The organism is Halomonas sp. AOP22-C1-8 (genome assembly GCF_052378905.1).
Lineage (GTDB): Bacteria > Pseudomonadota > Gammaproteobacteria > Pseudomonadales > Halomonadaceae > Vreelandella > Vreelandella citrativorans.
On sequence record NZ_JBQSYD010000012.1, the window covers coordinates 26,978 to 39,326 of the forward strand.

At 55.5% G+C, this 12,349-nt stretch carries 12 protein-coding genes; 11 read left to right on the forward strand and 1 reads right to left on the reverse strand.

Annotation, left to right across the window (positions count from 1 at the left end; translation table 11 throughout):
• Nucleotides 1–219: 219 nt before the first annotated feature.
• The 9 genes from nrdR (at nucleotide 220) to lon (ending at nucleotide 9,605) form a co-directional block, all read left to right on the forward strand.
• Nucleotides 220–708, forward strand: a complete 489-nt coding sequence (nrdR, locus tag ACT3TY_RS08405; RefSeq protein ID WP_444627883.1) for a transcriptional regulator NrdR — start codon at nucleotides 220–222, stop codon at nucleotides 706–708.
• Nucleotides 708–1,868, forward strand: coding sequence for a bifunctional diaminohydroxyphosphoribosylaminopyrimidine deaminase/5-amino-6-(5-phosphoribosylamino)uracil reductase RibD (gene ribD, locus ACT3TY_RS08410; RefSeq protein ID WP_444627884.1), 1,161 nt, complete (start codon nucleotides 708–710; stop codon nucleotides 1,866–1,868). The genes nrdR and ribD overlap by 1 nt, the downstream gene beginning before the upstream one ends.
• Before the next feature lie 211 nt (nucleotides 1,869–2,079).
• Entirely contained in the window at nucleotides 2,080–3,246 is a 1,167-nt protein-coding gene (gene ribBA, locus ACT3TY_RS08415) for a bifunctional 3,4-dihydroxy-2-butanone-4-phosphate synthase/GTP cyclohydrolase II (protein ID WP_192527972.1), read from the forward strand.
• A gap of 4 nt (nucleotides 3,247–3,250) precedes the next feature.
• Nucleotides 3,251–3,739 (forward strand): 6,7-dimethyl-8-ribityllumazine synthase, encoded by a 489-nt coding sequence (gene ribH / locus ACT3TY_RS08420; protein WP_192527973.1) that lies wholly within the window; start codon nucleotides 3,251–3,253, stop codon nucleotides 3,737–3,739.
• Nucleotides 3,736–4,239, forward strand: a complete 504-nt coding sequence (gene nusB / locus ACT3TY_RS08425; RefSeq protein ID WP_192527974.1) for a transcription antitermination factor NusB — start codon at nucleotides 3,736–3,738, stop codon at nucleotides 4,237–4,239. The genes ribH and nusB overlap by 4 nt, the downstream gene beginning before the upstream one ends.
• A gap of 36 nt (nucleotides 4,240–4,275) precedes the next feature.
• Nucleotides 4,276–5,253: a thiamine-phosphate kinase gene (thiL, locus tag ACT3TY_RS08430; protein WP_444622172.1), complete on the forward strand. Its 978-nt coding sequence runs from the start codon at nucleotides 4,276–4,278 to the stop codon at nucleotides 5,251–5,253.
• On the forward strand, nucleotides 5,250–5,723 hold the full coding sequence (locus ACT3TY_RS08435) for a phosphatidylglycerophosphatase A family protein (RefSeq protein ID WP_087105686.1): 474 nt from the start codon (nucleotides 5,250–5,252) through the stop codon (nucleotides 5,721–5,723). The genes thiL and ACT3TY_RS08435 overlap by 4 nt, the downstream gene beginning before the upstream one ends.
• A gap of 66 nt (nucleotides 5,724–5,789) precedes the next feature.
• The gene (locus ACT3TY_RS08440; protein ID WP_444627885.1) at nucleotides 5,790–7,046 is read left to right on the forward strand and encodes a DUF945 family protein; all 1,257 of its coding nucleotides are present in this window, start codon (nucleotides 5,790–5,792) and stop codon (nucleotides 7,044–7,046) included.
• A 93-nt stretch (nucleotides 7,047–7,139) separates the two neighbouring features.
• A complete protein-coding gene (gene lon, locus ACT3TY_RS08445) occupies nucleotides 7,140–9,605 on the forward strand; it encodes an endopeptidase La (RefSeq protein ID WP_444627886.1) in 2,466 nt (821 codons plus the stop codon).
• A gap of 122 nt (nucleotides 9,606–9,727) precedes the next feature.
• Here the strand turns inward: lon and tnpA are convergent, their stop codons facing one another.
• Nucleotides 9,728–10,144: an IS200/IS605 family transposase gene (tnpA, locus tag ACT3TY_RS08450; protein ID WP_172116163.1), complete on the reverse strand. Its 417-nt coding sequence runs from the start codon at nucleotides 10,142–10,144 to the stop codon at nucleotides 9,728–9,730.
• Between tnpA and ACT3TY_RS08455 the strand changes: the two genes are divergently transcribed.
• Both ACT3TY_RS08455 and ACT3TY_RS08460 read left to right on the forward strand, forming a co-directional pair.
• Entirely contained in the window at nucleotides 10,037–11,227 is a 1,191-nt protein-coding gene (locus tag ACT3TY_RS08455; protein ID WP_253926937.1) for an RNA-guided endonuclease InsQ/TnpB family protein, read from the forward strand. The genes tnpA and ACT3TY_RS08455 overlap by 108 nt on opposite strands.
• Nucleotides 11,228–11,377: 150 nt before the next feature.
• Nucleotides 11,378–12,313, forward strand: coding sequence for a methyl-accepting chemotaxis protein (locus ACT3TY_RS08460; RefSeq protein ID WP_406565412.1), 936 nt, complete (start codon nucleotides 11,378–11,380; stop codon nucleotides 12,311–12,313).
• Nucleotides 12,314–12,349: the final 36 nt, after the last annotated feature.

Below are 12,349 nucleotides of genomic sequence, written 5' to 3' on the forward strand. Positions count from 1 at the left end.
AGCGTGTGTGTCAAATCGTTACAATGGCGGGCTAGACACTGCTGTTATTGCATCATGGTCCGCGCTTAAACGCTGCAAGCATAATGTCTGGGGCGATTGATGAATGAAAACGCGTTTGAGAACAGTCTTGAAAAAAGTCTGAAAAACAGTGAGTAATAACAGGTTATAACATGCTTACTCGTGCGGCTTACAGCACGGACTGACAACAGGTTGACCGCTATGCATTGCCCTTTTTGTGGTGCTAATGATACTCGAGTGACTGATTCGCGTTTGGTAGCGGAGGGTGATCAGGTGCGTCGGCGCCGACAGTGTGCCAGTTGCCAGGAGCGCTTTACTACCTATGAAACGGCTGAGCTTTTGATGCCAAGGGTAGTAAAATCGGATGGCTCGCGCGAAAGCTTTAATGAAGTAAAGCTACGTGACGGAATGTTGCGCGCCTTAGAGAAGCGCCCGGTCAGCGCTGAAGCCATTGAAGCGGCGGTTGAGCGTATTCGCCAAACCCTGCGCGCCCGAGGCGATCGTGAAATCAATGCGCGTGATATTGGTGAATCTGTGATGCAGGCATTAAGCAACCTGGATCAGGTGGCGTATATCCGGTTTGCCTCGGTCTATCGTAAGTTCCAGGACATAGACGAGTTTCGCGCTGAAATTGATCGTCTCTCCCAAGCGCCCTCTTTGCCATCGGAGCGTGACAAGGAAGATACGTAATGAGCACCGTTGCCGCGTTTAGTGACGCTGACCACCGCTATATGGCTCGTGCCTTGCAATTAGCCAGGCAAGGGCTTTATACCACTGACCCTAATCCGCGCGTAGGCTGCGTCATTGTACAGCAGCCGCCTGGCCAGCCCGGGCATATTGTGGGGGAGGGTTTTCATGTGCGGGCGGGCGAGCCGCATGCGGAAGTTCATGCGCTCAATGCCGCGGGTGACAAGGCCAAAGGGGCAACGGCTTACGTCACGTTAGAGCCCTGTTTTCATACAGGGCGGACAGGGCCGTGTGCGTTGGCGCTTAAAAATGCCCAAGTGGCACGTGTCGTGGTCGCCATGGTCGACCCTAACCCGCAGGTCAGTGGGCAAGGAATTGAGCTACTAAAGGCGGCCGGTATCGACGTGCAAATCGGCTTGTTAGAGCAAGATGCACGGGCGTTAAATCCTGGTTTTATCGCTCGTATGCAGCGTAAACGACCCTTTGTGCGTCTAAAAATGGCCATGAGTTTGGATGGGCGTACAGCGATGGGGTCGGGTGAATCGCAGTGGATAACGGGCCCTGAAGCGCGCAGCCATGTTCAGCGCCTGCGCGCGCGTTCGAGCGCTATTTTGAGTGGCGTTGACTCGATCATTATGGATGATTCACGGTTGACGCTGCGGGCTGATCAATTGCAAGTAGAGAATGCTGACATCGTGGCGTTACGCCAGCCACTGCGCGTTATTGTGGATACGCGTTTGCGCCTGCCTTTAGCGGCGGCCTGTTTACGTGAGCCTGGCCGTACCTTAATAATGACCACGCCTGCACACTCGCCAGAAAAACGCGCCAAGTTAACGGCGGCTGGCGCAGAAGTGCATGTGTTTGAGGCGGGGAGCGATGGGCGTCTTCCGCTGGGCGAATTGCTTGGCTGGCTGGCTGAAAACGAACAGGTCAACGAGCTGCTGGTGGAGACAGGTGCTACGCTCGCCGGTGCGCTGCTGGATGCCAGGTTGGTGGATGAGTTGCAGCTTTTTGTGGCACCCACGTTATTGGGGGGCGAGGCAAAACCGCTCTTTGCGCTACCTGGGCTTTCACAAATGGCGGATCAGCGGCGTTTAAGCATTCATGATATACGAGCGATAGGGCGAGATTGGCGTATTATTGCCTCGCCAGAGCCCGACTAGCGCAGGCGGCGATAGCAAGGTACTCTGTCGCAATTGATCGTGTCGCAATTATCCGTATTGCAATTGGTTGTGTTGTAATTCAGTGCCGCTATCGGCTTTTGATGGTTGCCCGCTTATTGTTATCAATGTTGGCGGTACGATGGTTACGTAGTGCGCAGCCCCAGTGTTGCGCGGCATCGCATACGCTGCGAACTCATATTTAGGAGCTTCCATGGTGAATTCTTCCTCGGGGGGCTTAGCCTCTATTGCTGAACTGGTAGACGATATCCGCCAAGGCAAGATGGTCATCCTTATGGATGATGAGGGGCGCGAAAATGAAGGCGATATCATCATGGCGGCTGAAAAAGTGCAGGCCGAGCATATCAACTTTATGGCGCGGTTTGCCCGTGGCCTGATTTGTATGCCGATGACGCGCGAACGGTGCGAGCAGCTTAACCTGCCGTTGATGGTGCGCGACAATGGCTCGGGGTTTGGTACCAAGTTCACGCTCTCTATTGAAGCAACCCAAGGCGTGACCACGGGTATTTCTGCGGCAGACCGGGCGCGGACGGTTCAAGCGGCCTGTGCGCCTTATGCCAAACCGACCGACCTTGTTCAGCCGGGGCACATTTTTCCGTTAATGGCTGAGCCCGGCGGTGTGTTGCGTCGTGCAGGCCATACCGAGGCGGCCTGTGATCTGGCAGCGCTGGCGGGCTGTGACCCCAGCGGTGTCATTTGTGAAGTGATGAACGATGATGGCAGTATGGCGCGCCGCCCAGAGCTTGAGGCGTTTGCCCTACAGCATGGTATCAAAATCGGTACCATTGCCGACTTGATTCATTACCGTATTGTTCATGAGCAAACCATTGACCATGTTGAAACATCAATGGTCATGACGTCCCAGGGCGAGCTGGCGCTGCATGTTTTCCGTGATCGTATTCAGGGCGCACATCATTTGGCGCTGGTGAAAGGGCAGCCCACGCCAGAGCAGACCACGACCGTACGCGTTCATTTAGCCGATACGCTGCGTGACGTGCTTGGTTTGGCGAAAGATGATCAGGGGCGCTGGAACGCCCATCGCGCCCTGGAAGAGGTCGCGGGTTCTTCCGCCGGCGTACTGGTGCTTATTGATGATGGCCGCCCACATCAGGATTTGAAAGACCAGTTGGATGTGTTCTTGGATCGTGTGCGCGCCCCGCGCACCAGTGAGTCTGATGGCACAGGCAACTATTTAACGATTGGTACTGGCTCGCAGATTCTACGCCATCTAGGGGTAGGTAAGATGCGGCTACTAAGCTCACCGTGGAAATTTTCAGCGCTCTCGGGCTTCGACCTTGAAGTGGTCGAGCTTGTGGGGCCTGATGACATCACGTGTGAGCCAATTTCTCAGCAGGAATAAATTGATGCAATCCCTCTCTCAAGTAGAAGGCACGTTTGTCGACGTCGATGGTCGCTACGTTATTGTGGTTGGCCGGTTCAATCATCATGTGGTTGATAGCCTTGTGGAAGGCGCGATTGATAGTTTGACACGTCATGGCGTAGACGCCGAAAACATTCACCTTGTTCACGTGCCGGGCGCCTGGGAATTGCCGCTCGCTGTGAAGCGTGTTCTGAAGGTAATGAAACCTGATGCAGTGATTGCGCTGGGCGCGGTTATTCGTGGCGGTACGCCGCACTTTGAGTACGTGGCGGGCGGCTGTAATACGGCTATCAACCATTTACAGCTGGAGTTTGATACACCGGTTGCCAATGGCGTTTTAACCGTTGAGTCCATCGAACAGGCAATTGAGCGTGCGGGCACCAAAGCGGGTAATAAAGGAACGGAAGCTGCAATGGCGGCGATGGAGATGGTCTCACTGCTGCGCGCGTTACCGCCAGGAGAGTCACAATGAGCGAGCGCCGTGAGCGTAAGGCCTCTGCTGCCCAGCAGAGCCGCCATGCTGCCCGTGAGCTAGCCGTCCAGGGGCTTTACCAGTGGCAGATGACGGGTAAATCAATCACCGCCGTTGAAGCCGAGTTCCGCAGCCAGCTCGCCGATGACGACCTGGAAGACCATGAAAACTGGGTTAAGGTAATGGAGATTGCCGACAAGGCACTCTTTCATGAGCTTTTGCACAATACGGCACGCTATAAGACCGAGCTGGATCGCGAAATATCACCGTTGCTGGATCGCCGTCTGGAAGACCTGGATGCCGTCGAACTGGCTATTCTACGCTTGGGCGCCTATGAACTTTCTCGCCGTATGGAAGTGCCGTATCGCGTGGTGATTAACGAAGGCGTTGAACTGGCCAAATCCTTTGGCGCAACCGACGGCCATAAATACGTAAACGGTATTCTCGACAAGTTGGCTAACCGCTTGCGAAGTGCCGAGGTCAGCGCCCGCCGCCTGTAACGGCGCGCCGTCTGGTACTGTGGTTAAGGGGCCTTTGTGCTTGCTGAATTTGATTTGATTCGCCGTTATCTGATGCCGTCGCAAGCGCCACTCCCGGCAGATGGTGTCGCACTGGGTGGTGGCGACGACGCCGCACTGTTAGTGCCTAAAGCGGGTCATCAGCTAGCGGTGAGCGTTGATACCTCTGTCGTTGATGTTCACTTCCCGCATGATGCGCCCGCCTTTGCGGTAGGGCATCGTTCGCTCGCCGTCGCATTAAGCGATTTGGCGGCCATGGGGGCAGACCCTCGCTGGTGTTTTATGGCGCTCACGCTTGATCAGCGTACGTTTGCCAATGATCAAGCGATTCATGCCTGGCTTGAAGCGTTCGCCAAGGGGTTTCATACGCTTTGTCAGCGTCATGCCACCACCTTGGCCGGTGGCGATGTTACCTCAGGTGCGCTTACGATTGGCGTTACCGTGATGGGAGAGGCGCCGACGGGGCATGCCTTGACCCGCTCTGGGGCAACGCCTGGCGATATGATCGCCGTGACCGGCGCCTTGGGCGGCGGGGCGGGTGGGCTAGCCCTTTGGCAACGTGGCGAGCGTGATCTTCAACACCCCCTGCTACGTCGTTATCTCCTGCCTGAGCCACGTTTGGCCGCAGGCGTTGCGCTTCGAGGGCTAGCCAACGCCGCTATTGATATTTCTGACGGGCTGCTGGCGGACCTTGGTCATCTACGCAAGGCATCAGGCGTTGGGGCGGCGCTTGATATGGCATCGCTGCCGCTGGCTGAGGCGCTGGAAAGTACCCTTGGCCGTGACGCTGCCTGCAACGCTGCGCTCTCGGGGGGGGATGATTATGAACTGTTGGTTACTCTGCCTGCTGAGAACGTTGCCAGCGCGCAGCGTGCGCTTGGCAAGCTGGGGCTACCCTTAACCGTTATTGGCCAATGCAGCGACACGTTGGGTGTAAAAGGGATTGCACCTAACCTGGATACTGGCTGGCAGCATTTTCATGAGGGGGCGCCATGAACCGTGCACCACCAAGTGTGTGGCGTCGCCCAACGCATTTTTTTGCGTTTGGTTTAGGCAGTGGAACGGTGCCCTGGGCGCCAGGCACCTTTGGCACGCTGGCCGCTATTCCTTTCTACTGGATTATGGCGGAACTGCCCTTGGGTTGGTATTTGGGCATCGTGTTCGTGGCCTTTGTGGTTGGCGTTTGGCTCTGTGATAAAACATCGCACGATTTAGGGGTACATGATCATTCCGGCATTGTTTGGGATGAGTTTGTCGGCTACTGGATCACCATGGCTGCCGTTCCCTTCTCCTGGGAGGCGGCGCTGTGGGGCTTTATTGTTTTTCGCATTTTTGATGTGTTTAAGCCTTGGCCTATCCGCTGGGCTGACCGACGAGTGGCTGGTGGCTTTGGCATCATGATTGATGATGTCATGGCCGGGATCTATGCCTGGAGCACCATGCACTTATGGTATTGGTTGCACTAAAACGCAACCGCAGGTGACACTGGGCAACACTCACTTCCTATTCGTGCGGTTGCTCAAGGAGATGGCATGCGCAAGGAACGCTTAATTGTCCCTATTCTGGCCGCATTAGCCATTGTTTGGATGGTGGGGCAACTGCTATCCAGCGTGCTGTTTGAGCGCAGCCTCCGCCAAGCGCTGGAAGACCTGGAGGCACGGGGCGAGTGGCGCGTGTCTCGCGTCGAGCGCAGCCAGGGGTGGTTAAGTTCTCAGGGTCGCCTGCTGCTTTCCCCCTTGCTGGGACGCCCCTGGCAGTTGGAGCTTACTTACCGTGCACGTCACGGTATTTTAAGCACGGACGTTGAAGGTACGTTTCTGCCCCGGCTGGATTCGGCGTTACAGCAGGCGGTAGGGGAGGTGACTGCCACCTCTGCACCACGTTGGAAAGGCCGTTACCACACGCTTAGTGGGCATAGTGAGCTACAGCTGGCGCTGGCGCCGTTTATTATTCAGCAAAGCGGGCGGGAGCTTGAGGTCCGTGGAGGGCGGCTGCGGTTGGAGGGCGTGTTTGGCGATTGGCGATTACGCGTTCGTATGGACCAGTTGGCGCTAACCGATGGCGCGGCACAGTTAACCCTGGGGCCGTTGCTGCTTGAAAGCCGTTACACCTATATCGAAGATGCCCACCACTTCGCTCAGCGCGACCATCTGCATATTGACGCCTTGTCACTTCACTACCCAGCCTATGACGTAAAACTGGCACCGCTGGATATACACAGCTACATGGTGCTGGATGAAAGTGAGTTGCGTCTCACTGGCGAACTCATTATGGGCGACGTTATGGTGCCTACGGAGGCACCCGATACGGCGCTGCTTAATGGGCATATTGTCATGGAGCTATCACGCCTTAACGCTGATGCGATACGTCAGGCTATCCGTCGGCTGCGCCAGGAAGCTGCTTGGGGAGATGCCAGCTTGCCGATGGCCGAAGGGCTGCTATCCCGGCTTGAACCTGACCTGCTGCAAATATTGAGTGACTCTCCGCGATTGGATGTTATCACCGTAGACGCGGATAGCCCGCTGTTGGGGATTCGCGTTGACGCTGATGGCGCGCTCTTCTTCGATGCTCGAAAGCTGGATCAGCTCAATGTCACTTTGCTTGATAAGCAGGAAGAGCGTGCCCGTTGGCTTGAACGCCTTGACGGCGATTTTATTTGGCATGATGCACCGACGGTAGTTGCCTTATGGCTGGGCTTGCCGTTAGGAACCCGTGAGCTGCAGTTTGACGTTATACGCGGGAAGTGGCGTGTTAACGGTCGTCCCATGCCGGACCTCTGGTCGCAATAGGCGGCGCCAAGGGTTGAAGTTTAAGCCTGTTGCCCGCATTCCATAAGCAATGCTAAGCGGTATATCCGCTAGTCACTGTTTACCGGAGGGTATATGAGCGACCAGGAGTACGACCGCGATGACGACAATCTCGGCTGGCAGGGAGAAGATGTCCCGTCATCTGCTGAGACTGACCATATAGGTGAAGAAGAGCATCATCGCTCCGATGGCGAGCGGACAAACTCGCTGGTTCCTGCCAGTGATATGCTGCCTGAACGCATTTATTTACTGCCTATTCATAACCGCCCTTTTTTCCCCGCCCAGGTTCAGCCACTGGTCATTAATCGTGAACGCTGGGAAGAGACCATGCGTCGCGTAGGCAATACGCCTCATAAAACATTGGGCGTTGCCTTTGTGGGCGAGGGCGGTGTGGAGTCGTTGGGTCACGACGATTTTCCCGAGATTGGCACCGCCGTTAAAGTGCATAAACTAAAGGGCGAGGACCAGCAGATTCAGTTTATTGCCCAAGGCGTGCAGCGTTTTCAAATCAAACGCTGGTTGTCTAAAGAGCCGCCGTATCTCGTTGAAGTTACCTATCCCAAAGAGCCTGTTGATGCGGAAAACGAGGAGACGCGTGCGTATGCCATGGCGATTATTAACGGCATCAAAGAGTTGCTGCCGATTAATCCGCTGTATGGCGAAGAGTTAAAGCACTATCTGAACCGCTTTAGCCCTCATCAGCCAGGCCCCCTTACCGATTTTGCCGCCGCGATTACGTCAGCCAAAGGCCCTGAGCTTCAGGATGTGCTGGATACGTTGCCGGTAGAAGAGCGGATGCACAAGGTGCTGCCACTACTGCGTAAGGAAATTGAAGTCGCGCAACTGCAAAGCGAGATCAGCGAGCAGGTTAATGCGCAAATGCAGGACCGACAGCGTGAATTCTTCCTGCGCGAGCAATTAAAGGTCATTCAGCGTGAGCTGGGTATTTCCAAGGATGACCGCGAAAACGACGTTGATACCTTTAAAGGCCGTTTGGAGTCGCTGGTTGTTCCTGAGCGCGTCCAGAACCGTATCGATGATGAGCTTAATAAGCTAAGTGTGTTGGAAACCGGGTCACCCGAGTACGGTACGACCCGTAACTACCTGGATTGGCTAACGTCATTGCCCTGGGGGGTCACCAGCCAGGATAAGCTTGACCTAAGCCATGCGCGTGAAGTGTTAAACCGCGATCACGATGGTTTGCAGGACGTGAAAGAACGTATTGTCGAGTTCCTCGCGGAAGGCACATTTAAAGGCGATGTAGGCGGTTCCATCGTACTGCTGGTAGGCCCGCCAGGGGTTGGTAAGACGTCTATTGGCCGCTCTATCGCAGAGGCGCTGGGCCGCGAGTTTTATCGTTTTTCTGTCGGCGGAATGCGCGATGAAGCCGAGATTAAGGGCCATCGCCGTACCTATGTGGGCGCCATGCCCGGTAAGCTGGTGCAGGCATTTAAAGAAGTCGAAGTCGAGAACCCGGTGATCATGCTGGATGAAATCGACAAGCTGGGGCAGTCGTTCCAGGGGGACCCCGCCTCAGCGCTGCTTGAGGTGTTAGACCCTGAGCAGAATGTCGACTTCCTGGACCACTATCTGGATGTCCGGATGGACCTTTCCAAGGTGCTGTTTATCTGCACGGCCAACACGCTGGACTCGATCCCCGGCCCGCTTTTGGACCGCATGGAGCAAATTCGCCTTTCAGGTTATATCGCGGAAGAGAAGCAGGCGATTGCCAAGCACCACCTGTGGCCGAAGCTTCTTAAGCGCAATAACATGCCTAAAAAGCGCATCAACTTAACCGAGGCGGCGTTAAAGCAGGTTATTGAAGGCTACGCCCGTGAGGCTGGCGTTCGGCAACTCGAAAAGCAGCTTCACCGTATTGTACGTAAAGCGGCGGTTAAGCTCCTGGAAGAGGAGATCGAAACCGTCAAGATTTCGGTCAATAACCTGGAGGAGTTTTTGGGAGCGCCTCTTTTCCGTAAGGAAAAAGCCCTCAAAGGCGAAGGCGTGGTGACAGGGCTTGCCTGGACATCAATGGGCGGGGCTACCTTGCCCATTGAAGCGGGTAAAGTTCACGCGCTGGACCGTGGGTTCAAGCTAACCGGTAAGCTTGGCGATGTCATGAAAGAGTCTGCCAACATTGCCTACAGCTACACCCTGGGCCACCTGCAGGAGTATGGCGCAGATACTGACTTCTTTGATTCAGCGTTTGTTCACCTGCATGTGCCCGAGGGCGCAACACCCAAGGATGGCCCTTCGGCGGGTGTCACCATGACCACCGCGCTACTCTCGCTCGCCAAGCATCAGCCCATTACGCGGCCACTGGCAATGACGGGAGAGCTCACCCTGACCGGTCAGGTGCTTCCTGTTGGCGGCATTCGTGAGAAAGTGATTGCTGCCCGGCGTAGCGACATTTTTGAGGTGATACTGCCCGAGGCCAACCGCCGCGATTACGAAGAGCTCCCTGATTATCTTAAGAAAGGTATGACGGTACACTTCGCTAACCGCTATAAAGACGTGGCTAACGTTGTCTTTAAGAATTGAAACATACGCCAGGGAAGGGCTGAGCGAGGGTAGATGATTTAAAACATATTTTCTTATCGAACATCGCGAAAAACCTCGTACTTCTAGTGCGAGGATGGATAGCGAGGGGCGCGAGAGCGTCCCTAGTCCGGCCTCGATTGTTGCTCAATATACTGTTTGACCATGCTCAGGGGGGCGCCTCCGACACTTCCCGCAAAGTAGCTTGGACTCCACAGCGAGTTCTTCCGGTAGGCGGGCTGCACCAGTTCAGGGTGTAGTAACTTCATCCGCCGGCTGGATACCCCCTTCAAACTATTCACCAGCTTGGATACCGCCACTTTGGGTGGAAAGTTGACAAGCAAATGGACGTGATCGGTTTCACCGTTGAACTCCTGTAGCTCCGCCTCGAAGTCCCGACACACTCGGTCGAAAAGCAATTCGAGGGAGTTGAGATGCGCGCCGGTGAACACCTTGCCCCGATACTTGGTGACAAAGACCAAATGGGCATGGAGTTTAAAAACGCAGTTTCTTCCTGTTCTGATAGCTTGTTTGGTTTCCATAGACCAAGTATATTCGAAGCCATGAAGCAGACCAAGACCCTCAAGGTTCGAGTGAAGGACAAACACGCCGCCGAGCTTAACCGCATGGCCCGCAGCGTGAATTTTGTTTGGAACTACCTCAACGAACTGTCTTCTCGAGCCATTCGGGAGAAAGGTCTGTTTCTGTCTGCCTACGACATGCATCCCTATACCAAGGGTGCTGGCAAGGACCTCGGCCTGCACAGCCAAACGCTGCAATGCATCGCTGCTGAATACGTTGCCCGCCGCAAGCAGTTCAAAAAGCCCCGCCTGAATTGGCGCAAGTCCGGCGGTGTACGCCGCTCACTTGGCTGGATTCCGGTCAATACCGGCGCGGCCAAGTGGAAGAACGGGCAGGTATTTCACAACGGCACCTACTTCAAGGTGTGGGATAGCTACGGCCTGTCGACATACAAGTTCCGTGCCGGCAGTTTCAACGAAGATAGCCGGGGCCGGTGGTATTTCAATGTTGCGGTCGAGGTGGACGTGCAGCCAACGCTTGGGCAGGGCGCCGTTGGCATCGACCTTGGGCTCAAGGATGTGGCCACCTGTAGCGATGGAGGAAGGCTGGAAAATAGCCGCTTCTACCGCCGCATGGAAGACCAGTTGGCGACAGCCCAACGTGCGCGTAACAAGCGGCGGGTAAAGGCTATTCACGCCAAGATCAAGAACCGTCGCCAAGACGCGCAGCACAAGTTTTCCCGGAAACTCGTCAACCAGTACGGCGAAATCGTCGTGGGCGATGTTTCCTCAACCAAGCTCGCGAAGACCAAGATGGCCAAAAGCGTCTACGACGCTGGCTGGTCACAACTGAAAACGATGCTGGAATATAAATGCGCTCACGCAGGCATCGTCTTCAAGGTCGTTCGCGAAACCAACACCACCCGCGCCTGTTCGTCGTGCGGCTCGCTTAGCGGGCCGCAGGGCGTCAACGGGTTGCGAGTAAGGGTCTGGGAGTGCGTGGAGTGTGGTGTACTCCACGACCGGGACGTGAATGCGGCCCGGAATATCCTCAGCCTCGGGGCAGGACGTTGCCCTCAAGAAGTTGGAATCCCCGTCCTTTAGGGCGGGGAGGACGTCAATCTACGCAATGTACTCAACGGCTTAGCGGGTGCGCGCCACCTGACCTTTCAGATTGCGGCAGGGAACCTGGCGGCCAGCAACAAGCAAACTAGCCACGATGAGCTCGGGGAGCTGCTCTACTCACTGGATACCATGCGCTTTAGTTTGGCCAGTATCGTCACTGATCTGGATAGCCGAGTGTCGATCGTGACCCCGGCCGTTAGGCAGATTGCTGCTGAAAACGAAGAGCTTTCATCACGTACCGAGCAGCAAGCATCATCGCTTCAGCAAACCGCTGCCAGCATGGAAGAGATGACCTCTACCGTGCAGCAGAATACTGAAAACGCGCGCCAGGCAACCGAGCTTGCCATGCAAAATGCCGACAGTACACGCGATACTGGCAAACAGATGGAAGCCCTGGTTGAGCGTATGCAGCGCATTGCTCAAAGCGCAGAAAAAATGACCGAAATGATCAGCGTGATTGATGGCATCGCGTTTCAGACCAACATACTGGCGCTTAATGCCTCTGTCGAGGCTGCCCGCGCGGGCGATCATGGCCGTGGCTTTGCCGTTGTCGCCAGCGAAGTGCGTAATCTAGCGGGGCGGAGCGCGACGGCTTCCCAGGAAATTCGCAAAATGATCGACAGTACTACTCAAGAGGTCAGCGGCGGGCGGAGTGCTGTAGAGCAGGCAGAGCGCGCCATTGAAAATGTGATGCAGCAGGTAAACCGTGTCAGCGTGTTAATGGAATCCATTAGTGCAGCCTCTAATGAGCAGAGCAGCGGTATCGGACAAATTAATTCAGCCGTCGCTGAAATGGACCATGTGACACAGCAAAATGCATCAAAAGTGCAGTCAATCGCGGCGTCAGCTGACAATTTGGCGCTAGAGGCCTTTGAGCTGGCCAACGTGGTCGATGCGTTCCGCTTAAAAGGCTTTCAAGAAGAGAGTGCCAAGGCTGCCCGCGATAAGCTTTCGTTTACGCATAAGGCTCAGCAGAAAACAACCAGGCAACTGCCTGCCGCCAGTAATGCCGCACTTGGTAAACTCGCCGCCCAGCCTCAGCACGACCAGTGGGAAGAGTTTTAAGCGTCTAACGCCTCAACACGCCCGTACCTGATAGAT

Excerpts from the sequence above, each read along its gene's own strand:
- nrdR (WP_444627883.1), top strand. The coding sequence starts at position 220 with ATGCATTGCCCTTTTTGTGGTGCTAATGATACTCGAGTGACTGATTCG.
- ribD (WP_444627884.1), top strand. The coding sequence starts at position 708 with ATGAGCACCGTTGCCGCGTTTAGTGACGCTGACCACCGCTATATGGCT.
- ribBA (WP_192527972.1), top strand. The coding sequence starts at position 2,080 with ATGGTGAATTCTTCCTCGGGGGGCTTAGCCTCTATTGCTGAACTGGTA.
- ribH (WP_192527973.1), top strand. The coding sequence starts at position 3,251 with ATGCAATCCCTCTCTCAAGTAGAAGGCACGTTTGTCGACGTCGATGGT.
- nusB (WP_192527974.1), top strand. The coding sequence starts at position 3,736 with ATGAGCGAGCGCCGTGAGCGTAAGGCCTCTGCTGCCCAGCAGAGCCGC.
- ACT3TY_RS08435 (WP_087105686.1), top strand. The coding sequence starts at position 5,250 with ATGAACCGTGCACCACCAAGTGTGTGGCGTCGCCCAACGCATTTTTTT.
- ACT3TY_RS08440 (WP_444627885.1), top strand. The coding sequence starts at position 5,790 with ATGCGCAAGGAACGCTTAATTGTCCCTATTCTGGCCGCATTAGCCATT.
- lon (WP_444627886.1), top strand. The coding sequence starts at position 7,140 with ATGAGCGACCAGGAGTACGACCGCGATGACGACAATCTCGGCTGGCAG.
- ACT3TY_RS08455 (WP_253926937.1), top strand. The coding sequence starts at position 10,037 with ATGCGCGCCGGTGAACACCTTGCCCCGATACTTGGTGACAAAGACCAA.
- tnpA (WP_172116163.1), bottom strand. The coding sequence starts at position 10,144 with ATGGAAACCAAACAAGCTATCAGAACAGGAAGAAACTGCGTTTTTAAA.
- ACT3TY_RS08460 (WP_406565412.1), top strand. The coding sequence starts at position 11,378 with ATGCGCTTTAGTTTGGCCAGTATCGTCACTGATCTGGATAGCCGAGTG.